This is a genomic window from Pseudomonas sp. MWU13-2517 (genome assembly GCF_023242545.1).
Classification (GTDB): Bacteria; Pseudomonadota; Gammaproteobacteria; order Pseudomonadales; family Pseudomonadaceae; genus Aquipseudomonas.
The window spans coordinates 136,035-158,294 of sequence record NZ_JALMFA010000013.1 but is presented as its reverse complement, the minus strand read 5'-3'; the positions used below and the strand labels follow the sequence as shown (position 1 = coordinate 158,294).

The 22,260-nt window shown below is 61.3% G+C and carries 20 protein-coding genes and 1 pseudogene; 15 read left to right on the top strand and 6 right to left on the bottom strand.

Annotated features, from left to right (window positions below):
* Positions 1-99 precede the first annotated feature (99 nt).
* Together M5B97_RS19750 and M5B97_RS19745 are read right to left on the bottom strand one after the other, a co-directional pair.
* Positions 100-1,428 carry an OprD family outer membrane porin gene (locus tag M5B97_RS19750; protein ID WP_248732445.1) on the bottom strand — a complete coding sequence of 443 codons (1,329 nt, stop codon included), beginning with the start codon at positions 1,426-1,428 and terminating at the stop codon, positions 100-102.
* 161 nt (positions 1,429-1,589) lie between these two features.
* Positions 1,590-2,480, bottom strand: coding sequence for a LysR family transcriptional regulator (locus tag M5B97_RS19745; RefSeq protein WP_248732403.1), 891 nt, complete (start codon positions 2,478-2,480; stop codon positions 1,590-1,592).
* A 120-nt stretch (positions 2,481-2,600) separates the two neighbouring features.
* Between M5B97_RS19745 and M5B97_RS19740 the strand changes: the two genes are divergently transcribed.
* Positions 2,601-3,332, top strand: coding sequence for an SDR family oxidoreductase (locus M5B97_RS19740; protein ID WP_248732402.1), 732 nt, complete (start codon positions 2,601-2,603; stop codon positions 3,330-3,332).
* 29 nt (positions 3,333-3,361) lie between these two features.
* The gene (locus M5B97_RS19735; RefSeq protein ID WP_248732401.1) at positions 3,362-4,258 is read left to right on the top strand and encodes an SDR family oxidoreductase; all 897 of its coding nucleotides are present in this window, start codon (positions 3,362-3,364) and stop codon (positions 4,256-4,258) included.
* Here the strand turns inward: M5B97_RS19735 and M5B97_RS27725 are convergent.
* Positions 4,254-4,361 (bottom strand): annotated as a pseudogene (locus M5B97_RS27725) (outer membrane lipoprotein carrier protein LolA); the annotation flags it as partial. The gene M5B97_RS19735 and the pseudogene M5B97_RS27725 sit on opposite strands and share 5 nt — an antisense overlap.
* A gap of 4 nt (positions 4,362-4,365) precedes the next feature.
* On the opposite strand from M5B97_RS27725, the gene M5B97_RS19730 reads away from it, so the two are divergent.
* Positions 4,366-4,614, top strand: coding sequence for a hypothetical protein (locus tag M5B97_RS19730; protein WP_248732400.1), 249 nt, complete (start codon positions 4,366-4,368; stop codon positions 4,612-4,614).
* Between the two features lie 3 nt (positions 4,615-4,617).
* Here the strand turns inward: M5B97_RS19730 and betT are convergent, their stop codons facing one another.
* Both betT and epsC read right to left on the bottom strand, forming a co-directional pair.
* Positions 4,618-6,579 carry a choline transporter BetT gene (gene betT / locus M5B97_RS19725; protein ID WP_248732444.1) on the bottom strand — a complete coding sequence of 654 codons (1,962 nt, stop codon included), beginning with the start codon at positions 6,577-6,579 and terminating at the stop codon, positions 4,618-4,620.
* Between the two features lie 322 nt (positions 6,580-6,901).
* Positions 6,902-7,828, bottom strand: a complete 927-nt coding sequence (gene epsC / locus M5B97_RS19720) for a serine O-acetyltransferase EpsC (RefSeq protein WP_123717064.1) — start codon at positions 7,826-7,828, stop codon at positions 6,902-6,904.
* 166 nt (positions 7,829-7,994) lie between these two features.
* Between epsC and M5B97_RS19715 the strand changes: the two genes are divergently transcribed.
* The 12 genes from M5B97_RS19715 to M5B97_RS19660 all read left to right on the top strand — a co-directional run bounded on the left by M5B97_RS19715 (position 7,995) and on the right by M5B97_RS19660 (position 19,980).
* Entirely contained in the window at positions 7,995-8,987 is a 993-nt protein-coding gene (locus M5B97_RS19715; protein WP_134660360.1) for a D-cysteine desulfhydrase, read from the top strand.
* 283 nt (positions 8,988-9,270) lie between these two features.
* Complete coding sequence (gene tcyJ / locus M5B97_RS19710; protein ID WP_123717062.1) at positions 9,271-10,065, top strand: cystine ABC transporter substrate-binding protein; 795 nt, start codon at positions 9,271-9,273, stop codon at positions 10,063-10,065.
* Positions 10,065-10,730 carry a cystine ABC transporter permease gene (gene tcyL / locus M5B97_RS19705; RefSeq protein WP_123717061.1) on the top strand — a complete coding sequence of 222 codons (666 nt, stop codon included), beginning with the start codon at positions 10,065-10,067 and terminating at the stop codon, positions 10,728-10,730. Before tcyJ ends, tcyL begins: the two co-directional genes overlap by 1 nt.
* Positions 10,731-10,733: 3 nt before the next feature.
* Entirely contained in the window at positions 10,734-11,480 is a 747-nt protein-coding gene (gene tcyN, locus M5B97_RS19700) for an L-cystine ABC transporter ATP-binding protein TcyN (protein WP_123717060.1), read from the top strand.
* A 375-nt stretch (positions 11,481-11,855) separates the two neighbouring features.
* Positions 11,856-12,641 (top strand): hypothetical protein, encoded by a 786-nt coding sequence (locus tag M5B97_RS19695; protein WP_134660358.1) that lies wholly within the window; start codon positions 11,856-11,858, stop codon positions 12,639-12,641.
* A 187-nt stretch (positions 12,642-12,828) separates the two neighbouring features.
* Positions 12,829-14,070, top strand: coding sequence for an SfnB family sulfur acquisition oxidoreductase (locus M5B97_RS19690; protein WP_248732399.1), 1,242 nt, complete (start codon positions 12,829-12,831; stop codon positions 14,068-14,070).
* A gap of 41 nt (positions 14,071-14,111) precedes the next feature.
* Positions 14,112-15,305 (top strand): SfnB family sulfur acquisition oxidoreductase, encoded by a 1,194-nt coding sequence (locus M5B97_RS19685; protein ID WP_248732398.1) that lies wholly within the window; start codon positions 14,112-14,114, stop codon positions 15,303-15,305.
* Positions 15,305-16,672 (top strand): LLM class flavin-dependent oxidoreductase, encoded by a 1,368-nt coding sequence (locus M5B97_RS19680; RefSeq protein ID WP_248732397.1) that lies wholly within the window; start codon positions 15,305-15,307, stop codon positions 16,670-16,672. Before M5B97_RS19685 ends, M5B97_RS19680 begins: the two co-directional genes overlap by 1 nt.
* 80 nt (positions 16,673-16,752) lie before the next feature.
* On the top strand, positions 16,753-17,562 hold the full coding sequence (locus M5B97_RS19675) for a MetQ/NlpA family ABC transporter substrate-binding protein (protein WP_134660355.1): 810 nt from the start codon (positions 16,753-16,755) through the stop codon (positions 17,560-17,562).
* Positions 17,563-17,564: 2 nt separating this feature from the next.
* A complete protein-coding gene (locus tag M5B97_RS19670) occupies positions 17,565-18,680 on the top strand; it encodes an ATP-binding cassette domain-containing protein (protein ID WP_123717054.1) in 1,116 nt (371 codons plus the stop codon).
* On the top strand, positions 18,670-19,314 hold the full coding sequence (locus tag M5B97_RS19665; protein WP_056858169.1) for a methionine ABC transporter permease: 645 nt from the start codon (positions 18,670-18,672) through the stop codon (positions 19,312-19,314). The genes M5B97_RS19670 and M5B97_RS19665 overlap by 11 nt, the downstream gene beginning before the upstream one ends.
* Positions 19,315-19,353: 39 nt before the next feature.
* Positions 19,354-19,980, top strand: coding sequence for a class I SAM-dependent methyltransferase (locus M5B97_RS19660; RefSeq protein ID WP_123717053.1), 627 nt, complete (start codon positions 19,354-19,356; stop codon positions 19,978-19,980).
* Between the two features lie 39 nt (positions 19,981-20,019).
* On the opposite strand, the gene M5B97_RS19655 is transcribed toward M5B97_RS19660, so the two are convergent.
* Complete coding sequence (locus M5B97_RS19655; RefSeq protein WP_248732396.1) at positions 20,020-22,200, bottom strand: glycoside hydrolase; 2,181 nt, start codon at positions 22,198-22,200, stop codon at positions 20,020-20,022.
* Positions 22,201-22,260: the final 60 nt, after the last annotated feature.

Below are 22,260 nucleotides of genomic sequence, written 5' to 3'. Positions count from 1 at the left end.
CTTGAACTTGGGACAAATAAGGCCCGGGAATAAGGTTATTCCCAGGCCTTTTAAGCGGCTGAATCGCTTAAGTCTGCCCTTCCGTTTTACAGCAATTGGCTACCAGAGTGGAACGACATAGCTGACGTAAAAGCGGTTTTCATCTTGCACGGTGGCACCGGTAATGTCCGGGCTGGCGTGGGCGTTTTTCCAGGTAACACCCAGGCCTTTGAGGGTGCCGGTCGGTACTTGATAGGCCACGGCGATATTACGTTCCCATTCGCTGGTCGTGCCTTGCGCGGTGCGGATGTCATCACCGTGGGCGTAGGCGGCGGAGAACGTCAGGCCGGTAAGACCGAGCTTGCCGAGATCATATTTGTATTGCGCCAGCCAGGTGCGTTCGCCCGCGTGCTGGAATTTGTTCAACTGCATATTGGTCAGCGCCGGTGTGTCAGCGCCCGAGCCCGGGCCTTGGCGCGCATCGCCGCTGTTCAGGCCGGAATCGAGATACGGGAAGTCACTGTTGCCGCTGTTTTTTTGGATGCCCAGGCCGACGGTGTGGCCGTCCAGCGTGTAGCTTTCGAGCAGGCTGGCGGTGGTTTGGTTGATGCGACCCTTGCCGGTGCCGTCACCGTAGAGGCCGGCACCGGCAAAGTCTTTGTCGCCATCGGCGTTGGCGCCGACGCCCAGGCTGCGGAAGACGCGCACGTCGGTATCGATCGCACCGACCGACAATGCATCATGACGCTTGGCGCCCAGGAAGAACTGCTGGTAGTAATCCTCGAGGTTGGAGTACCACAGGCTGACAGTGGTGTTCTGTATGCCGCTGTAGTCCGCGCCGCCGAACAGAAAGCGATCGCTTTCTTTGGTACCGCCAGCGGTGATCATGCCCTGATCACCGGTTTCATTACGGATCTTGGTCTTGAAGATATCGCCGCCGGTGAAGGTGAAGTCGGTGAGGTCCTTGGATACCAGTTGCACACCGGTGTTGGTCTGCTGGTACAGGCGACCGTCGGTGTTGGCCAACACCGGGTTGTTGCCAAACAGCGTACCGACGCGCAGCTCATCCTTGGCGAAGCGCATCTTGAAGGTCGGGCTCAAGACGCCGAACTGGTCGGCTGATTTTCCGTTATCCAGCGGGAACATGCTGCCGGGGTAGCGCCCCTGGTGATCCTTGTCGTTGAGGTCGCCTCCGGAATCCAGCTTCAGACCATAAAAGGCCTGCAGATCCAGACCAAAACCCACCGGGCCTTCGGTGTAGCCCGACTTGAAGTTGAACTCGAACCCCTGGCCCCAATCGCGAATGCTATGAGCCTTGGCGTTGCTGTTCACCACATCACGCCCCTGCTGGTTGAGGTAGCGGTTGAGCAGGGTTACATCGGCGTGGCTGTCATCGATGAAATCGGCATGGGCGGACAGCATAAAGCTCGCCATGGCGGCACCCACCATGGGGCTTATCAACGTCTTCATTGTTACTGGTCTCCGTCACTGTTCTGAAATGAAAGCGTCAAACGCTTCACACAATTACGCAGTGGCCAGATGACAGTTACGCGTCAAATCGCAGCGTGAACGGATGAAATTAAATTTATGAAACCCTTCTACTACGCGGCTTAGACGGCGTTTTCGAAAATTTCGGCGAGCCAGTCGACGAACACTCGCACCCTCGGCGACATGTGTCGGTTCTGCGGGTAGAGCACTGACACCGGCATCAAGGGGGGCGGTGTTTCGTGGAGGATCTCGCGCATCACACCCTGCTCGATCAACTCGGCCATGCGGTAATGCGGGCACTGGATAATCCCCAATCCGGCCACTGCACTGGCGGAATAAATCTCCGCACCGAACACCGACAGCGCGCCTTCGATACTCACTTCCTGCAACTCGCCATTCACCATGAATTCGAACGGAAACAGCTTCGCCGTGGTGCGCGAAACGTAGTTCACCGCACGGTGCTCACTCAACTCGGCCAGGCTTTTGGGTTCGCCGTATTTGCGCAAGTAGGCGGGACTTGCGCAGGTCACCTGGCGCAGGTTGGCGACGCGTCGACCGATCAACGCGGAGTCGCCCAGAGTGCCGGCGCGCAGCACGCAGTCCACGCCTTCGGCGATCAGGTCGACAAACCGATCCGCCTCGCTGATGGACAGTTCGATGTCCGGGTAACGCGTCATGAATTGCGGCAGCGCCGGCACCACAAAATACTTGGCCAGGGTGCCATGCAAATCCACGCGCAAACGGCCCTTGGGCGCCACGCTGCGAAACGCCAGTTCGGCTTCTTCCAACTCCGCCAGCAGCTGCACGCAGCGTTGGTAATACGCCTCGCCATCCAGGGTCGGGCGCACGCGACGGGTACTGCGCTCCAGCAGGCGCGTGCCCAGCCAGGCTTCGAATTGGTTGAGCGTGTGGGTCAGGGTCGCGCGAGGCAGATTCAAGTCATCGGCCGCGAGCGTGAAGCTGGAACGCTCATAAATACGCACGAAGACCTTCATGGCTTTGACTTGATCCACGCTGCACTCCTACGGCCAGATTGTTGGCGATTATTGAACAGTCAAGGCAACTCTCGCGCATTTATCGGCCTGGGTAAACATGTGAATCTGCTTCCACACCCACTGCAAGGATCCCTGATCATGACCACCCAAGTCGCAATCATCACCGGCGCCTCCCGCGGCATCGGCGCCGTCATCGCCAAACAACTCGCCGCCGACGGTTACGCCGTGGCAATCAACTACGCCAGCAGCGCCACTGAAGCGTCGAAGCTGGTGGTGGAACTGCGCCAGGCTGGCCACCAAGCCATAGCGATCCAGGGCGACGTCGCCAAACCCACCGACATCAAGCGCCTGTTCGACGAGACCGAAGCCCAGTTGGGCAAGGTCGATGTGCTGATCAACAACGCCGGCATCCTCAAGACGCTGCCCTTGGCCCAGCACAGCGATGAGCTCTACAACCAGAACTTCGACATCCACACCCGTGGCACTTTCAACGCCCTGCGTGAAGCCGCCACCCGCCTGAATGACGGAGGGCGCATCGTCAACTTCTCCAGCAGCACCGTCGGCCTCAACTTCCCAGGCTACGCGGTGTACATCGCCAGCAAGGCGGCGGTGGAGTCCTTGACCCAAGTGTTCGCCAAGGAAATGCGCGGGCGCCGTATCACCGTCAACGCCGTGGCCCCAGGGCCGGTCGCCACCGAATTGTTCCTGCACGGCAAGAGCGAAGAACAGATCCAGGGCATGGCCAAGATGCCGCCGCTGGAGCGCCTCGGCCAACCGGAAGATATCGCCCGTGTGGTGTCGTTTCTGGTGAGCCCGGCCGGTGGCTGGGTCAACGGGCAAATCCTGCGCGCCAATGGCGGGCTGGTCTGAATCCCACTTGAGTTTGCGGAGGCAACAGCATGAAATCGATTATCCTGATTACCGGCGCGTCCAGTGGTTTCGGCGCCCTCACCGCCCGTGCCCTGGCCGACGCCGGCCACACGGTGTACGCCAGCATGCGTGAAACCCTGGGGCGCAATGCGCCGCAGGTGGCCGCGGTACGGCGTTATGCCGAGGACAACCAGGTGGACCTGCGCAGCGTCGAGCTGGATGTGGCCTCCAGCGATTCGGTAGAAGCCGGCGTCGCTGCAATCATCGCCGATTGCGGGCGACTGGATGTGGTCATCCACAACGCCGGGCATATGTCCTTCGGCCCGGCCGAAGCCTTCACCGCCGAGCAGTTCGCCCAGCTCTACGACATCAACGTGCTGAGTACCCAGCGAGTCAATCGTGCGGCGCTGCCGTACTTGCGCAAGCAGGGTAAAGGCCTTGTGCTGTGGGTGTCATCCAGCAGTGCTCGTGGGGGTACGCCGCCGTTTCTTGCACCGTACTTCGCGGCCAAGGCGGCAATGGACTCCCTGGCGGTGTCCTACGCCAGCGAGCTGAGCCGCTGGGGCATCGAGACGTCGATCATCGTGCCCGGCGCGTTCACCAAGGGCACCAACCACTTTGTCCACTCCGGCAAACCAGCGGACCAGGCACGCGTGAGCGCGTACAACGACGGCCCCTATACCGGTGTGGCCGACGCTGCGCTGCAAGGCCTGGCAGCTTTGGAACCTGCAGATGCGGACGTGGCAGAAGTGGCCAGGGCCATTGTCGAGATCGTCGACTTGCCCTTCGGCGCCCGCCCGTTCCGTCGGCATATAGACCCTTCCGAAGATGGCTGCGAAGTGGTCAACGGCATGGCGGATCGGGTGCGGGCGGAGCTGTTCTGGAAGATCGGCTTGCACGACCTGCTCAAACCCAAATCCTCGTAGGAGCGAGCTTGCTCGCGAAAAACCCGAGATCGCCGTGGAGCATCAGACACCCTACGTCATCGTTAACGACCATCGCCGGCAAGCCGGCTCCTACAGGAGACATTCACATGCATACCCTTGTGGTGGTCGGCTGTGGTCTGGCTCTGCTGGTGCTGATGCTGTTCATCGGCCAAAAGCTGGGCGTCAGCCGGCACGCCCTAGCCTACAGCTTTGTCGGGATCTGGCTGGTGGTGGCGGTGATCAACGGCGCAGTGGGGGTGATCACTGCCGGCCAGCCCCTGGTGTCGGAGCTGGTGATCGGCAGTGGGGTATTTGGCGTTCCCATAATGGCACTGGCCCTGTCTCTCAGGGCCTGAGCCTCAGCGCACCAGGTGCAAAAACTGCAGGTGCCGCTCGTATTGGTCGAGGATGTCGTTGATGATCTGCTCCTTGGTGTAGCCGACCAGATCGTAGTCCTGGCTGCCCTCACTCAAGTGCACTTCCGCCCGATAATAGCGACGGTTGTTGATCTCTTTCTTGCCCATGCCACCCCGGGCAAACGACGGCGTGAAGTAGCCGCGCATCTGCACCTGGTAAACAAATGGGCGCTCCTCGCCATGACCGATTTCCAGGCTGACGTTGTCATTGGCCGGGTCCGGCTGCGTGACCACGTTCAAACCCTTCTCGGCAAATACCGCGCTCACTTCTTCGATGGCCGGACGCACGGTGGAGTCGAGGAAGCGGTACACCTCATCTCGCGACGGGAAGTGCACCGCCTGGCTCAAGCGCTGGCGCCAACCGCCACGGCCTTTGCGCGCAGCGGATACCGGCGCCAGCGAATGCAACTGGGCGATCTGCTTCTGCGACTCCAGGTAAAAGGCCTTGTGCAGCCCCCACATCATCAGCAGCAGGATCAGCGAGAACGGCAACGAGGTCAGCACCACCGCCGACTTGAGCGAGTCGATACTGCCGGCAAACAGCAACGCACTGGTGACCAGCGCAGTCATCGCGCCCCAGAACACCCGCAGCCATTTCGGCCCGTCTTCATCGGCGCTGCCGCCCTTTGAAGACAAGGTCGACAAGACCACGGTGCCGGAGTCGGCCGAGGTCACGAAGAACACAAAGCTGATAAACACCGTGACCGCGATGACGGTTTTGCTCCACGGGTAGGTTTCCAGCAGCAGATAGAGGCTCATCGACGGCTCATCAATGGCCGACTGACCGAGCGCCGTCATACCGTGGTTGAGCACTTGGTCGATAGCGCTGTTGCCGAAGATCGACATCCACGCCAGCGTGAAACCCAACGGGATCAGCAGCACACCGAACACAAACTCACGGATGGTGCGGCCACGGGAAATCCGCGCGATAAACAGACCCACGAACGGCGACCATGCAATCCACCAGGCCCAGTAGAACACCGTCCAACCACCCAGCCAGTCGCTGGGCTTGTCGTAGGCGTACACATCGAAACTCTTGGTCGGCAACGCGCCGAGGTAGTCACCGACGTTCTGGATCAGGGTATTGAGCAAGTGCTGGGTAGGCCCGGCGAACAACACGAACAGCAACAAGGCACAGGCCAGCAGCATGTTGATGTCGGACATTACCCGCACGCCCTTGTCCACACCGGCCACGGCGACGATGATCGCGGCGCCCATCATCAGGGTGATCAGGCCGACCTGAATCCATTGGGTGTGGGCAATGCCGAACAGGTAGTCCAGACCGGAATTGAGGTGCAGCACCCCGAAGCCCATGTCGGCGCCCAGGCCGAACACCGTGGCAATGATGCCGAAGCCATCCACCGCGTAGCCGATAGGGCCGTTGATGCGCTTGCCGATCAGCGGGTACAGCGCCGAGCGCAGCGCCAGCGGCAGGTTATGCCGGTAGGCGAAATACGCCAGGGCCATGCCGACAAAGGCGAACACACCCCAGCCGTGCAGGCCCCAGTGCAGAAACAGAATCTGCATGGCCTGGCGCGCGGCATCCGGGTTCATCGGCGCACCTTGGGGCGGTTGCACGAGGTGCGTCAGCGGTTCCGACACACAGAAGAAAAACAGCGTGATGCTGATCCCGGCGGCGAACAGCATGCCGGCCCAGGACAGGTAGCTGAACTCGGGCTCGTCGTGGTCGGCACCGAGTTTTATCTTGCCGTAGCCCGATAGCGCGGTGACCACCACGAAGACCAGATACAGCGTCATCGCCAGCATGTAGTACCAGCCGACCGTGTTGGCCGCCCAGTTTTGCGCCGCCAGCAGCCAGGCTCCAGCCTGTTGCGGGATAGCGATGACAGTGATGCCAAATAGCAGGATTGCGGTTGCGGCAAAGTAGAAAACGGGCGCATTCATGCGCACCAGGCCGCTGGATGGGGTGGACGATGCACTCATGAACGATGCACCCCGAGAGTATCGGCTGTGATTGGAAATAACGGACTCAGCAAAGGTAAGCCTCCTGTTGTGAGCGGGCAGCGAACCACCGGATTTAACTTGAACGAACGTTCAAGTTAAACATGGATAGGCGGTTTTGGACTAATCCCGGGGCTGAATGGTAGGTAATTCCTACGCTAGCTCAAGGAGTTGTATGACGTGTGGGGAGAGGAAATCGTTCGGTGCAGTGCGGTCAAAAGTGTGGGAGGGGCATGCCCCACCCACATTGGACGTGCGCAATTTTTTATTTCTGCGCTCCATCATCATGCTGCAAGTTCGCCTGCGTGATATTCGCCCCAGCCGGCACGCTGCGGGTCAGCCACACATTGCCGCCAATGGTGGACCCCTTGCCGATGGTGATGCGCCCTAGGATCGTCGCTCCGGCATAGATCACCACATCGTCCTCGACAATCGGATGACGCGGGTGGCCCTTCTGCAATTGCCCATCCTCATCCGCCGGGAAGCGCTTGGCACCCAGTGTCACGGCCTGGTAGATGCGCACACGCTCGCCGATGATTGCGGTTTCGCCGATCACCACACCGGTGCCATGGTCGATAAAGAAACTCGGACCGATCTGCGCGCCGGGGTGGATATCGATGCCAGTGGCCGAGTGGGCGATCTCTGCACTGATCCGCGCCAACAGCGGCAGGCCGGCGCGGTACAAATGGTGCGCCAGACGGTGGTGAATCACCGCCAGGATGCCGGGGTAGCACAGCAGCACTTCGTCCACACTGCGTGCGGCCGGATCGCCGTGGTAAGCGGCCAGCACATCGGTGTCCAACAGGCTGCGCAGGGATGGCAAGGCCAGGGCGAAATCCTGGATCAGCCGGATAGCCAGGGCGTCGACTTCGCTGTCATTCCTGCCGCCCTGGCGCGCGGCATAGCGCAGCTCCAGGCGGGCCTGGGCGAGCAGCGCGTTGAGCGCAACGTCCAAGGTATGGCCGACGTAAAAGTCTTCACTTTCCTCACGCAGATCCACTGGCCCCAGGCGCATGGGAAACAGCGCCCCGCACAGTGACTCGAGGATCTGCGCCACCGCTTCACGGGAGGGTAATTCGCGGCCGCCATGCTCGCCGCTCAAGCGACCATTGCGCGTACGCCACTGGTCCCGGGCGCTGCGCAGTTGGCTGACGATGGTCTGCAATTGCCAATGACTGGAACGCTCACTCACGGTATTCACTCCTGACGTAATGGCGCTCACTTTACGGTATGCACCCTGGCCGCTCTTAAGAACCAATGGTGTGATACTAAGAACCATACGGCATAAGCGATTGGCGGTTGCCCGATGAAATGTGCCTGCCTATAGTCGCCCCATCACTTTGCAACCGTGCGTAGCCATGATCAAACAACAGCTCGACCGCTTTAACCGTCTGGAACTGCTGGGCGGCGCCACCGCCCTGGAAAAACTCGAGCGGCTGTCGGCCTGGCTGGGCAGGGATATCTACGTCAAACGCGACGACACCACGCCTCTGGCCATGGGCGGCAACAAGCTGCGCAAACTCGAGTACCTGGCAGCCGATGCCATCGCCCAGGGCGCCGACACCCTGGTGACCGCCGGCGCCATCCAGTCCAACCACGTGCGCCAGACCGCTGCGCTGGCCGCCAAGCTCGGCCTGGGCTGCGTCGCACTGCTGGAGAACCCCACCGGCACCGAAGACCCCAATTACCTGGGCAACGGCAACCGCCTGTTGCTGGACCTGTTCGACGCCAAGGTCGAGCTGGTGGAAAACCTCGACCACGTCGACGAACAGCTCAACGCCCTCGCCGATCGCCTGCGCAGCAACGGCAAGAAACCGTACCTGGTGCCCATCGGCGGCTCCAATGCCCTCGGTGCCCTGGGCTATGTGCGCGCCGGGCTGGAGTTGGCGGCGCAGATCGAAGACAGCGGGATCGAATTTGCCGCCGTGGTGTTGGCGTCCGGCAGTGCGGGGACCCACAGTGGTCTCGCCCTGGCCTTGAGCGAAGTACTGCCGAACCTCCCGGTGATTGGCGTCACGGTGTCCCGCACCGACGAAGCCCAGCGTCCGAAAGTACAGGGCCTGGCCGAGCGCACCGCTGAGTTGCTGGGTGTGGATGTTCCCGAAGCCTTCAAAGTGATCCTATGGGACGAATACTTCAGCCCGCGCTACGGCGAACCGAACGCCGGCACGTTGTCTGCGGTCAAGTTACTGGCGAGCCAGGAAGGCCTGCTGCTGGACCCGGTCTACACTGGCAAGGCCATGGCCGGCCTGCTGGACGGCATCGGACGTCAGCGCTTTGAAGACGGCCCGATCATTTTCCTGCATACCGGTGGGGCACCAGCGTTGTTTGCCTACGACTCTGTCTTCTGATTCACGCCTACCCCTGCAGGAGCGGGCTTGCTCGCGAAGAACCACCAGACGCCAACGCTCACCCCATTCACCCAGTGATCGTTGACGTTTTTCGCGAGCAAGCTCGCTCCTACAGAATCTCTTTTATCCAATAAAGAAATAAGCAGGGCAATTTATATTATTTTCAAGTCTTAAAAACCGGCTTTATAGTCGCGCCGTAGGCGAAGACGCGCTACGCGCTTTAAGGCAGGATACGACTACTGCGTCACCTGCTTCGCTCAACATAAAAACACAGGGGCTCTTCATGACTATTTCTGTATTCCGTCGCACGTTGTTGGTTGGCACTTTGGGCCTGGCACTCGGAGCTGGCCTGATGGGCCAAGCTATCGCAGGTGAACAGCTGGACAGCATCAAGAAGGCGGGCGAGATCAAGATCGGCCTGGAAGGCACCTACCCACCGTTCAGCTTTGTCGATGAAAACGGCAAGCTCAGTGGCTTCGAAGTCGAGCTGTCCGAAGCGCTGGCCAAGGAGCTGGGTGTGAAGGTCAAGCTGCAGGCCACGCCGTGGGACGGCATCCTCGCCGCCCTGGAATCCAAGCGCCTCGACGCCGTGGTCAACCAAGTGACCATCTCCGAAGAGCGCAAGAAGAAGTACGACTTCTCCAAGCCGTATACCGTCTCCGGTATCCAGGCGCTGACCCTGAAGAAAAACGTCGACACCATCAAGACCGCCGACGACCTGGCCGGCAAGAAAGTCGGTGTGGGCCTGGGTACCAACTACGAACAATGGCTCAAGGACAACCAACCCAAAGCCATTATCAAGACCTACAACGACGACCCCACCAAGTTCCAGGACCTGCGCATCGGCCGTACCGACGTCATCCTGATCGACCGCCTGGCCGCCCTCGAATACGCCAAGAAAGCCACGGACACCGCCGCTGCCGGCGCTGCCTTCTCGCGTCAGGAAGCCGGTATTGCCCTGCGCAAAGGCGAGCCTGAATTGCTCGATGCGGTGAACAAGGCCCTCGACAAGCTGCGCGCCGACGGCACCTTGAAAAAGCTGTCCGAGAAGTACTTCAACGCTGACGTCACTGAATAATGGAAGCAGGCTTCCAACTCGCGCTGGACTCCGCGCCCTTTCTGCTCAAGGGCGCGTACTACACGGTGATTCTCAGCCTCGGCGGGATGTTTTTCGGCTTGCTGCTGGGCTTCGGCCTGGCCTTGATGCGCCTGTCGCGCTTCAAGCTGTTGAGCTGGATTGCACGGATCTATGTGTCGTTCTTTCGCGGCACGCCCTTGCTGGTGCAATTGTTCCTGATCTACTACGGCTTGCCGCAAGTGGGCATCGAGCTGGACCCTATCCCGGCGGCACTGATCGGCTTTTCGCTGAACATGGCCGCGTATGCCTGTGAAATCCTGCGTGCCGCCATTGCCTCCATCGAGCGCGGCCAGTGGGAAGCAGCCGCCAGCATCGGCATGACCCGCGCGCAGACCCTGCGCCGGGCCATCCTGCCGCAGGCCATGCGCACAGCGTTGCCGCCGTTGGGCAACAGCTTTATTTCGCTGGTCAAGGACACCGCGCTGGCCGCCACCATCCAGGTGCCCGAGCTGTTTCGCCAGGCACAACTGGTGTCGGCGCGTACCTTCGAAATTTTCACCATGTACCTGTCCGCCGCCCTGATCTACTGGATACTGGCAAGCATCCTGGCGCATTTTCAAAATCGCCTGGAAGACCGGGTCAACCGGCACGACCTGGAGTCTTGAAGCATGATCGTGGTTGAAAAACTGACCAAACAATTCAACGGTCAGGTGGTGCTCAACGGTATCGACCTTGAGGTCAAGGAAGGCGAAGTCGTCGCCATCATCGGCCCCAGCGGTTCCGGCAAGACCACCTTCCTGCGCTGCCTGAATTTCCTCGAAGAACCCACCAGCGGCCGCATCAAGGTGGGGGATATCGAGATCGACGGCAGCAAGCCGCTCAACCAGCAACAGGGCCTGGTGCGACGTTTGCGCCAGCACGTGGGTTTTGTGTTCCAGAACTTCAACCTGTTCCCCCACCGCACCGCACTGGAAAACGTCATCGAAGGGCCGATAGTGGTCAAGAAGATGCCACGCGAAGCCGCGACCGAGTTGGGTCGCAAGCTGTTGGCCAGGGTTGGCTTGGCGGGCAAGGAAGCGTCGTACCCCAGGCGTTTGTCCGGTGGTCAGCAACAGCGTGTGGCGATTGCCCGTGCGCTGGCCATGGAGCCGGAGGTGATCCTGTTCGATGAGCCCACCTCGGCCCTCGACCCGGAACTGGTAGGCGAAGTACTGGCGACCATCCGCAGCCTCGCCGAAGAAAACCGCACCATGGTGATCGTCACCCACGAGATGAGTTTTGCCCGGGACGTGGCCAACCGAGTGATCTTCTTCGACAAGGGTGTGATCGTGGAGCAGGGTGAAGCCAAGGCGCTGTTTGCCAACCCCAGGGAAGAACGGACCAAACAGTTCTTGAGCAAATTCCTCGCACACTGACAGCCTTGCAGTGTGGCGAGGGAGCTTGCTCCCGCTGGGCTGCGTAGCGGCCCTGAAATCCTGGGAGCGCTTCGCACTCCAGCGGGAGCAAGCTCCCTCGCCACAGTCCTACAAAAAATCCTCATTCCAATCGGTAAAGCGCCCCGCGCCAGCGTGCTTAAAACCCCCTGCCCAGTCAGCCCTTTCTGAATCTGCTCCAACCCGCCGTTTAGCCTTGTGCCGCCATTGACGCCTCCTGGCCAACCCTCTTATCTAGCCCCCAGAGGATTGGATCCTATCCCGGCTATTCACTGAATCGTTTCTTTCGGCACCCTGCGCGCAACCGCGCAACCGCTGCTGGAACGATTGCTGCTGGCTGCATCAAGGAGATTACTTATGACGCGCACTGCAACCCCGGCCATGCTCACCGCTCCGACCCTGCCCCAGGCGCAACGGCATGGCATCAATGCCCTCGCCGCCGCCCAATTGCAGGTGGACATCGCGCCCTACCCCGGGATGGAGGAAGGCGACCTGATCGAGTTGTTCTGGAACAACTGCTTTACCGCCTCACGGCGGATAACTGCCTGCAAGGTCGGTACGCCGACACACCTGCGTGTCCCGGAAAGCTTTGTGCTGGATGGCCAGGCCCAGGTTCATTACCAAGTCATGCAAGTCGGCTACGGCCCGGCCCGCTCCGCGGTAACGCACGTACGGGTGAAGACCAACTACCCGGGCGGCCTGCCTTCGGTGCTGTTCAGCGACGAAAACCAGAACCTTGCCCCCGTCGGGCTGCCCGATACCATCCGCCGCCATGGGGTCAACCCGAGCCAGGTTCGGCGCGGCATCCCGCTGACCATCGAGCCCTACCTGAACATGGCCAGCGGCGACGCCATTACTCTGCGCTGGGGCGATGTGCGGATGGACCTGCCGAAAATCCAGGCCAAGGGCATCGGGGTGGCGGTGCAGGTGTGGGTGCCCTCGACGATGATCCTCGAAGCCGGCGACGACATCCGCCTGGACGTGACCTACTGCATTCTCGATTGCGTCGGCAATAATTCACGCTGGGCACCGAGCCGCACCTTGAACATCGCCGCCTGTGCGCCACAGGCGCCGGCCCGCCCGGCCAGGGCTGCGTCGATCTATCAACCGCGTCACCCCGGCTCACCCTGCGAGCCGGGGTGACAGCCCTTCTATGCATATTCCTAAAAGTTAGTTTATTAAAAAAATAAACACGCTTAGGGTATATGCACCGGACCACCGGACATCTCTGATTTTTCTGGTTTTATTTCATTGAATGCGAGGTCGGTATGGTCAGAATTACCCCGGTGCATAACGCCAGGGCATTACGTGCAGCCAAGGAGCGGCGCTGATGTCTAATTTGGCTCTAACACCCCCCCAGAGTGATCTGGACGTAGCCCCACTGTTGTTGCCGGCCACTGTGCTGCGCAGCGACGCCCAGGCGCTGGAGGCAGCCCACGAGCTGGCCCAGGCCGCGCGCCTGCAGGCGGCCAAGCGCGACCGCCAACGCCAGTTGCCGTGGGCACAGATCGAACAGTTCACCCGCAGTGGGCTGGGCAGCATTTCCATTCCTCGTGAATACGGCGGGCCGCAGGTGTCATTCGTGACCCTGGCCGAGGTGTTCGCGATCATCAGCGCGGCGGACCCGGCCCTCGGGCAGATCCCGCAAAATCACTTCGGCATCCTGTACCTGTTGCAGGGCACCGCCACCGAGCGCCAGAAGAAACACCTGTTCCAGAGCGTGCTCGACGGCTGGCGCATCGGTAATGGCGGCCCGGAACGCGGCACCAAAAATACCCTGGAGCTCAAGTCCCGCCTCACCGCCGAGGGCGATGGCTACGTCGTCAGCGGGCAGAAGTTCTATTCCACCGGTGCGTTATTCGCCCATTGGGTGGCAATCAAGGCGTTGAACGATGACGGCAAGCAAGTCATGGCGTTTGTGCGCCGTGGCACCGAAGGGCTGCGCATCGTTGATGACTGGTCGGGCTTCGGCCAACGCACCACCGCCAGCGGCACTGTGCTGCTGGACCGCGTGCCGGTGGACGCAGAACTGGTGGTCGATAACTGGCGCATCGGTGAAACCCCGAATATCCAGGGCGCGGTTTCACAGTTGATCCAGGCCGCCATCGACGCCGGCATCGCCCGGGGTGCGCTCGATGACACCATCGCCTTCGTGCGTGAACGTTCACGCCCGTGGATCGACGCCAAGGTCGAACGCGCCAGCGATGACCTGTATGTGATCGCCGATATCGGCAAGCTGAAAATCGAACTGCACGCCGCCGAAGCCCTGCTACGCAAGGCCGGCAAGGTGCTGGACGAAGTCAGTGCCGCGCCGATCACCGCACAGTCCGCCGCCAGGGCCTCGATTGCCGTGGCCGAGGCGAAAGTGCTGACCACCGAAGTGTCGCTGCAGGTCAGTGAAAAGCTCTTCGAGCTCGCCGGCAGCCGCGCCACCCTCGCCGAATTCAACCTCGACCGCCATTGGCGCAATGCCCGGGTGCACACCCTGCATGACCCCGTGCGCTGGAAGTATCACGCCATCGGTGCCTATCGCTTGAACGGTACGTTGCCTGCTCGTCACTCCTGGATTTAACCGACCAGAAAACTTTTTCCACGAGCTTCTGGAGAACACACATGACTCTCTCTACAAACGTCGCGGTTATTACCAGCGATGAACAAGCGCTCATTGTCGCCAGCGACCTGGCCCAAGACTTTCGCCGCGACAGCGCCCAGCGCGACCGTGAACGCCGCCTGCCCTTGCCCGAGCTGGAAGTGTTTTCCCGCTCCGGCCTGTGGGGCATCAGCGTACCCAAGGCATACGGCGGCGCGGGCGTGTCCAACGTCACCCTGGCCAAGGTCGTCGCGCTGATAGCCCAAGCGGATGCCTCCCTGGGCCAGATTCCGCAGAACCATTTCTATGCGTTGGAAGTGCTGCGCGTCAACGGCAGCCCGGCGCAGCAAAAACGCTTGTATGCCGAGGTGCTGGCCGGCCAGCGCTTTGGCAATGCCCTGGCGGAACTGGGCACCAAAACTGCCCATGATCGCGTGACGGCCCTCACTCGCGACGGCGACGGATGGCGCATCACTGGTCGCAAGTTCTACTCGACCGGTGCGATCTACGCCCAGCGCATTCCCACCTCGGTGGTGGATGAACACGGCGTGCAGCAACTGGCCTTTGTTCCTCGTGACAGCGAAGGCCTGAGCGTGATCGACGACTGGAGTGGCTTCGGCCAGCGCACCACCGGCAGCGGCTCGGTGGTGTTCGATAACGTGTGGGTCGCGGCGCACGATGTGCTCCCGTTCCAGAGCGCCTTCGAACGCCCGACTACCGTCGGCCCGCTCGCGCAGATTCTGCATGCAGCCATCGACACCGGCATCGCCCGCGCCGCCTTCGAAGATGCGTTGCACTTTGTGCGCACCAAGACCCGGCCATGGATCGATGCCGGCAACGACAAGGCCAGCGAAGACCCACTGACCCTGAAAAGCTTCGGCCACCTGAGCGCTCGTTTGCATGCCGCCGAGGCGCTGCTGGAGCGCTCGGGAGAGTTTCTCGACCGCGCCCAGGCCCAGAGCAACGCCGAGACCGTTGCCGCCGCCTCCATCGCCGTCGCCGAAGTGCGTGCCTTGAGCACCGAGATTTCCCTGGCTGCCGGCAGCACCCTGTTCGAACTGGCCGGCAGCCAGGCCACACTGGCCGAGCACGGCCTCGACCGTCACTGGCGCAACGCCCGCGTGCACACCCTGCACGACCCGGTGCGCTGGAAGTACCACGCAGTGGGCAATTACTACCTCAATGATGAAAACCCGCCACTGCGGGGGACGATCTGATGCCCGCTCTTGAGAAAGTGAAAAAGAAAATCCTGCTCAATGCCTTCAACATGAACTGCATCGGGCACATCAACCATGGCCTGTGGACTCATCCACGGGACACCTCGACCCAGTACAAAACCCTCGAGTACTGGACCGAACTGGCCAAGACCCTGGAGCGCGGCCTGTTCGACGGTCTGTTCATCGCCGACATCGTCGGCGTGTACGACGTCTACCAAAACTCCATTGATGTGCCGCTCAAAGAGTCGATTCAGCTGCCGGTCAACGACCCATTGTTACTGGTGTCGGCCATGGCAGCCGTGACCCGCAATCTCGGCTTCGGCCTCACCGCCAACCTGACCTACGAGCCGCCCTATCTGTTCGCCCGACGCATGTCCACCCTCGACCACCTGAGCCGTGGCCGGGTGGGCTGGAACATCGTCACCGGCTACCTCGACAGCGCCGCCAGGGCCATGGGCCTCACCGAGCAACCCGAGCATGACCGGCGCTACGACCAGGCCGACGAGTACCTGGAGGTGCTCTACAAGCTCTGGGAAGGCAGTTGGGAAGATGATGCGGTGCTCAACGATCCGCAGACGCGGGTGTATGCCCAGCCGAACAAAGTGCACAAGGTCGAGCACCACGGCGAGTTCTATCAGGTAGAGGGTTATCACCTGTGCGAACCCTCGCCGCAGCGCACGCCGGTGCTGTTCCAGGCAGGCAGTTCCGAGCGTGGTTTGCTGTTCGCCGGACGACATGCCGAATGTGTGTTCATCAGCGGGCAGAACAAGCCGGCGACCAAAGCCCAGGTGGACAAGGTGCGCGCCAGCGCGGTCGAGGCCGGCCGTAACCCGGATGACATCAAGGTCTTCATGGGCCTCAACGTGATCGTCGGCGCCACCGAAGAGCTGGCCTGGGCCAAGCATGCCGAATACCTGAGCTACGCCAGTGCGGAAGCCGGCGTGGCGCATTTCTCGGCCTCCACGGCGATTGATTTTGCCCAATATGAACTGGACGAACCAATCCAGTACGTGAAGAGCAACGCGATCCAGTCGGCGACCAAGAACCTGCAGAACAACGATTGGACCCGGCGCAAATTGCTGGAGCAGCACGCCCTTGGCGGGCGCTACATCACCTTGGTCGGCTCGCCGGAACAGGTCGCTGATGAGCTGGAATCCTGGATCAGCGAAACCGGGCTGGATGGTTTCAACCTGACGCGGATCGTGACGCCGGAAAGCTATGTGGATTTCATTGACCTGGTGGTGCCGGAGCTGCAAAAGCGCGGGTCGTACAAGACTGAATATGAGAACGGCACGCTGCGTGAAAAAGTCTTCCACGCCGGTGCTCACCTACCCGAACAACACACCGGTTCCACCTACCGCCACTGAGCGAAAAATGCGCGAGGGGCAAGCCGCCTCTCACCTTGGATCTCGACTGTTTGCATCAATCACTTATGACTGGAAAGACCATGAAAAAAACACTGCTCACCCACCCAGTCAAAGTACTGGCCCTGGCCCTCGGTTTGTTCAGCTCAGCGGTGTTCGCCGCCGACGCGCCACTCAAGATCGGCACTACCGCCGCTTTCGCGATTCCCCTGGAAGCTGCCGTGGCCGAGGCCGGCAAGCAAGGCCTGAACGTCGAACTGGTGGAGTTCACCGACTGGATCGCGCCCAACGTCAGCCTGGCGGCCGGTGATATCGACGTGAATTACTTCCAGCACATCCCGTTCCTGGAAAACGCCAAGGCCGCCGCCGGCTTTGACCTGGTGCCGTATGCGCCGGGCATCATCAACAACATCGGCCTGTACTCGAAGAAGTACAAAAGCCTGAATGACCTGCCCCAGGGCGCCAGCGTGGCCATCGCCAACGACCCGATCAACAGCGGGCGCGGCCTGCAGTTGCTGGCCAAGGCCGGGTTGATCACCCTCAAGCCGGGCGTGGGCTACAAGGCCACTGAAGAAGACATCATCGCCAACCCGAAAAAGATCAAGATCCTGCAAGTGGAAGCCGTGCAACTGGTGCGCGCCTATGACGACGCCGACCTGGTGCAGGGCTACCCGGCGTATATCCGCCTGTCCAAGACCTTCGATGCCGAATCGGCATTGCTGTTCGACGGCCTCGATCACCCGGAATACGTGATCCAATTCGTGATCCAGCCGAAAAGCAAAACCGACCCGCGGGTGATCAAATTCGTCGATATCTACCAACACTCGCCGGTAGTCCGCGCCGCCTTGGATAAATCCCTCGGCAAGCTCTATCAAGTCGGCTGGGAAGGCTGAAGATGACCGCCGCCAACAGCCAACTGCGCGACCTGGGCGCCGCGCCCAGGGAGGCCCGGCAGACCGAATTGCACCCCGACCTGAACCGCGCCCATGTGCGTTTTATCAACCTGGGCAAAACCTATGACGGCACGGTGCATGCACTGCAAGGCATCGACCTGGCCATCCAGCGCGGCGAAGTATTCGGCATTATTGGCCGCAGCGGTGCCGGTAAATCCTCGCTGATACGCACCATCAACCGCCTGGAGCAACCCAGCAGCGGGCGAGTGCTGATCGACCAGGTGGACATCGGTGAGTACGACGAAGACCGCCTGGTGGCGCTGCGTCGGCGCATCGGTATGATCTTCCAGCACTTCAATTTGATGTCGGCCAAGACCGTGTGGCAAAACGTCGAGTTGCCGCTCAAGGTTGCCGGCGTGCCCAGGCCGCAGCGTGAGCAAAAGGTCCGTGAGCTGCTGGAACTGGTGGGCCTCAGGGACAAACACAATGCCTACCCGGCGCAATTGTCCGGAGGGCAAAAGCAGCGCGTGGGCATCGCCCGTTCATTGGTGCACGATCCCCAGATCCTGCTGTGCGACGAGGCCACCTCGGCCCTCGACCCGGAGACCACCCAATCGATCCTCGGCTTGCTGCGCGAGATCAACCAGCGACTGGGCCTGACCATCGTGCTGATCACCCATGAGATGGCGGTGATCCGCGAGATCTGCGACCGCGTGGTAGTGCTGGAACACGGACGCATCGTCGAACAAGGCCCGGTGTGGCAAGTGTTCGGCAACCCGCAGCACGAGGTCAGCAAAACCCTGCTGGCGCCGCTGCAACATGGGCTGCCGCAAGAGCTGCAAAACCGTCTGCAAGCCACCCGGACCTCGGCTGACGCTGCGCTGGTTTTGCGCTTGCAGTTCACCGGCAGCGCCCACGACGAGCCCGACCTGGCCGCGCTTTTCGGCGCCCTCGGCGGGCGGGTGCGCTTACTGCAAGGCGGCGTTGAACGTATTCAGGGTCATGCCCTGGGGCAATTGCTGTTGGCGGTGAATGGCTCGCCCCACGACGCCACGGAGCTGCGCAAGCGTGCCGCAAATTGGGCGCAACAGGTGGAGGTGCTGGGTTATGTGGTTTGATCGTTTGCTGCAAGGCGCCATCGATACGCTGTTGATGGTGGGTGTTTCGTCACTGATCGCCTTGCTGGTGGGGATCCCACTGGCGGTATTCCTGGTCACCAGCGACAAGGGCGGAATCTACCAGGCGCCGGCGTTGAATCGCGTGCTGGGCGCGTTCGTCAATCTGTTCCGTTCTATTCCATTTTTGATTCTGATGGTGGCGCTGATCCCGTTCACCCGGCTCATTGTCGGTACCACCTATGGCGTGTGGGCGGCCGTGGTGCCACTGACCATCGCCGCCACGCCGTTCTTTGCACGTATCGCCGAGGTGAGCCTGCGCGAGGTCGACCACGGTTTGATCGAAGCCGCACAGGCCATGGGCTGCCGGCGCTGGCACATCATTTGGCACGTGCTGTTGCCCGAGGCGCTGCCGGGGATTGTCGGCGGGTTCACCATCACCTTGGTGACCATGATCAACTCGTCGGCCATGGCCGGGGCGATTGGTGCGGGCGGCTTGGGCGACATCGCGTATCGGTATGGCTATCAGCGGTTTGATACCCAGATCATGCTGACGGTGATCGTGCTGCTGGTGGTGCTGGTGGCGGTGATTCAGTTGGGCGGTGATCGCCTGGCGCGGGTACTCAACAAACGGTGAGGTATAGTCGGGACATCCCAGTAATCGGTATGGCCCGCCATGACTCTCAAGCCCGACGATCTCAACCGGATCACTTCCACCACCCTCGACCACTACAACAAGGTGGCCGAAGACTTCCGTGAAGGCACTCGCGATCACGATGTGAGCCAGAACATCGACGCCTTGCTGCGACACATCCACGGCACGGCGCCGTTTACCGTGCTGGATTTCGGTTGCGGGCCGGGTCGGGACTTGCAGACATTTACGCGCAAGGGCCATATCGCCGTGGGGCTCGACGGCTCCGAGCGGTTTGCGCAGATGGCGCGGGAAGACAGTGGCTGCGAAGTGTTGCAGCAAGACTTCCTTAAGCTGGATCTGCCTGGCGAACGTTTCGATGGGATTTTTGCCAATGCCGTGCTGTTCCATATTCCCAAGCAGGAATTGCCCCGTGTGCTCAAGCAACTCCATGGTGCGCTGAAGCCGGGCGGCGTGCTGTTCAGCTCCAACCCTCGGGGTGAAAACCAGGAGGGCTGGAATGGGCCACGCTATGGGTCCTATCACGACCTTGAGGCGTGGCAGGCGTTGCTGACGGCGGCGGGTTTTGTGGAGCTGGAGCATTACTACCGGCCGACGGGTTTGCCGCGGGAGCAGCAGCCTTGGTTGGCGAGTGTGTGGCGCAAATCATAGGTTTTCGTTGCCCGGCCTGACGCCATCAGGAGCAAGCCCCTAGTCCACTTGATACACCACGGGGTTTTCACCCACCACCAGCGCCGTCACGCTGCGCGCTGCGTACCCGCCCTGTTCCTGCGCAGCAAAATTGGCCACCAGCCGCGTGCCATCGGCAAAGGTGGTCTGCTGCACCAGTTTGTCTGCCGTCAGCCAGCGAAAATCCGTCATGGCCTGAGTGGCCAGGCGCTGATGCAACGGCCGGAAAAAACGCTCCTGGCGCGCAATCACCGGCAGCCGTCGCTTAACCGTCGAGGCACTCAGGTGGTACAGCGGCGGCACGTTGTAGAGCAGTTGGGTCAGCTCGTTCTCAGCCTGCACATTGCTCAGTTTCAGGCTATCGAACAGCCAATGATGGGTGGTGATCACCGAGCCATGGAACACCGCCTGATACAACGGCAACCGCATGGCCGGCGCGAAATGCACGGTACGGAACGGCTCGTTGAGCGGCACCGGCTTGAAAAATACGGTCGGCTCCTCCGGTGGATACCAGTTGCCCACGTAATAGGGCGACTGTTTGTCCTGGGTCATCTGGCGGTCCCCCCAGCCGATCACCGGCGTCTGCATGCCATGGGCGAACAGAATGCCCTGGGCGGTGATGGCGTTGCCGTCTTCGGAACCGGCAGGCAGCTTGAGTACTGTGTTGAGCCAGCGCGACGCGTCGATATTGCCTTCGGCATTTTGTGCCTGGGTCATCGTGGCGCCGTCGCGGTAACTGTCGAAAACCATACTGGTGGCATAGGCATCGAGAAACCAGGCATTGAACCCGGCCTTGGCCTGGATCGCCTTCACTCGGGCTTCCAGCAGAGGTCGCACGCAGCGCGGGTCGGTGTAATGGCCGGATTGCTGGAAGCCGGTCTTCAATGCGCCGCTCTTCAACACAATCGCGCAGTCGCGGTAGGCCGTGCTGCCCAGATGGGCGGTGGTCCAGTCCGGGTTTTCCGTTGCTGATAACGCCGTTTCATAAGAGTCGTACGGCGCCATCAGGTAACCGGCCTCAACTCCGACACGTATCGCTTCGGGATGCCAGAGGCCGCCTTCCCAGCCTTCGCCGAGGGTCAGCAACACGCGTTGCAGCCCGGCGTCGCGCAGCGAGCGGATAGCCTGGCTGCCCCAGGTTTGCGGATGATCACGCAAGGCGCCGGCAAAGGTCACGGCCAGCTCGTTGCGCAGCTCGCCGTAGCGGGCGGCGAGTCGGCTCATGTCGGGTGCGTCCACCTGCCAGCTCTGCCGGGCTTTCTTGTTGATTGCCGCATTGAGGCCGCGCAACAGCACCGTCTGCTCATAGCGATTCAACGCCGTGGTCTGCGCCAGCACCTGTGCGGACTCCTTGTCCAACAAACCCTTGAGTTCATGACCACGCAGGCGCTTGAGCAACAACGACCAGTCACGCACATCCTGCGCAGCCAACAGGTCATTGCCCCACAGGTAGACATGGCTGGCGCCCAGCAGCTTGTGTGCCTCAGGCGTTTGCCGCAGTTTGTCCGCCAACGGCTCATAGCGCCCCTGCTCAACCAGCCACTGGCGGTAGCGCTTGGCGCCGGCCAACGGGTCGGCGTCGCCCAGGTGCAATAACAGGGTCATCGGCGCTGAAGGATCAAGCGCGGTAAATTCATGGGCCAGGGAAAATGCCAAGCCTTTCTGCCAGTGCAGGCGGTTGTTGTAGGGGTTGGTCAGCAACCAGTTCAAGGTGAAACCGCCATGGTCCATACCCCATAGCGGCAGGCTGAGGTCCTGCGTGGTATTGAGCTCGCCCTGCTCCAGCAAGAATGCCTTCCACACCGGGTTGTCGGCCGGCACGTAATGCCCCTCGGCCAGCGGCCAGATCAAGCCCTTGCCGATTGCTTGAGCGGGTTGGCGCAGCAGCGACAACTCGCCCGGCTCGCGAGCGGTGATGGTCAGGGAAAGGTCGCGTTGCTCGAGGCGGGCGGTCAGGCGATAGGCGCCGTCATCCCATTGCCAGGTGGCTTGTTCGGCGTCCGCCTGCAGTGCGCTGACGGCATGCGCGGCAACACCGCTGGAGGCTTGCACGGGCGCTTCATCGGCAGGTGTGACACGCAGCGCCAGCGTCGCGGGGTCAAGCTCAATACGCCAAAGGGGGTTTTCCAGCACGGTCGCGGCGAAGGCCAGGGGCGAGATCAGTAAGCCGCAGACCAGTAAGACAGGACGCAGGCAGTTCATGGGATCGACCTGTTCGGAAAGGGGGGAACGGAGGGTAAAACACTCGAGGGCGTGCAGGGG

Coding starts and splice junctions, on each gene's coding strand:
- tcyJ (WP_123717062.1), top strand. CDS start 9,271: ATGACTATTTCTGTATTCCGTCGCACGTTGTTGGTTGGCACTTTGGGC.
- M5B97_RS19740 (WP_248732402.1), top strand. CDS start 2,601: ATGACCACCCAAGTCGCAATCATCACCGGCGCCTCCCGCGGCATCGGC.
- M5B97_RS19665 (WP_056858169.1), top strand. CDS start 18,670: ATGTGGTTTGATCGTTTGCTGCAAGGCGCCATCGATACGCTGTTGATG.
- M5B97_RS19715 (WP_134660360.1), top strand. CDS start 7,995: ATGATCAAACAACAGCTCGACCGCTTTAACCGTCTGGAACTGCTGGGC.
- betT (WP_248732444.1), bottom strand. CDS start 6,579: ATGAATGCGCCCGTTTTCTACTTTGCCGCAACCGCAATCCTGCTATTT.
- tcyN (WP_123717060.1), top strand. CDS start 10,734: ATGATCGTGGTTGAAAAACTGACCAAACAATTCAACGGTCAGGTGGTG.
- tcyL (WP_123717061.1), top strand. CDS start 10,065: ATGGAAGCAGGCTTCCAACTCGCGCTGGACTCCGCGCCCTTTCTGCTC.
- M5B97_RS19735 (WP_248732401.1), top strand. CDS start 3,362: ATGAAATCGATTATCCTGATTACCGGCGCGTCCAGTGGTTTCGGCGCC.
- M5B97_RS19655 (WP_248732396.1), bottom strand. CDS start 22,200: ATGAACTGCCTGCGTCCTGTCTTACTGGTCTGCGGCTTACTGATCTCG.
- M5B97_RS19685 (WP_248732398.1), top strand. CDS start 14,112: ATGACTCTCTCTACAAACGTCGCGGTTATTACCAGCGATGAACAAGCG.
- M5B97_RS19690 (WP_248732399.1), top strand. CDS start 12,829: ATGTCTAATTTGGCTCTAACACCCCCCCAGAGTGATCTGGACGTAGCC.
- M5B97_RS19695 (WP_134660358.1), top strand. CDS start 11,856: ATGACGCGCACTGCAACCCCGGCCATGCTCACCGCTCCGACCCTGCCC.
- M5B97_RS19730 (WP_248732400.1), top strand. CDS start 4,366: ATGCATACCCTTGTGGTGGTCGGCTGTGGTCTGGCTCTGCTGGTGCTG.
- M5B97_RS19670 (WP_123717054.1), top strand. CDS start 17,565: ATGACCGCCGCCAACAGCCAACTGCGCGACCTGGGCGCCGCGCCCAGG.
- M5B97_RS19750 (WP_248732445.1), bottom strand. CDS start 1,428: ATGGTGGGTGCCGCCATGGCGAGCTTTATGCTGTCCGCCCATGCCGAT.
- M5B97_RS19680 (WP_248732397.1), top strand. CDS start 15,305: ATGCCCGCTCTTGAGAAAGTGAAAAAGAAAATCCTGCTCAATGCCTTC.
- M5B97_RS19675 (WP_134660355.1), top strand. CDS start 16,753: ATGAAAAAAACACTGCTCACCCACCCAGTCAAAGTACTGGCCCTGGCC.
- M5B97_RS19660 (WP_123717053.1), top strand. CDS start 19,354: ATGACTCTCAAGCCCGACGATCTCAACCGGATCACTTCCACCACCCTC.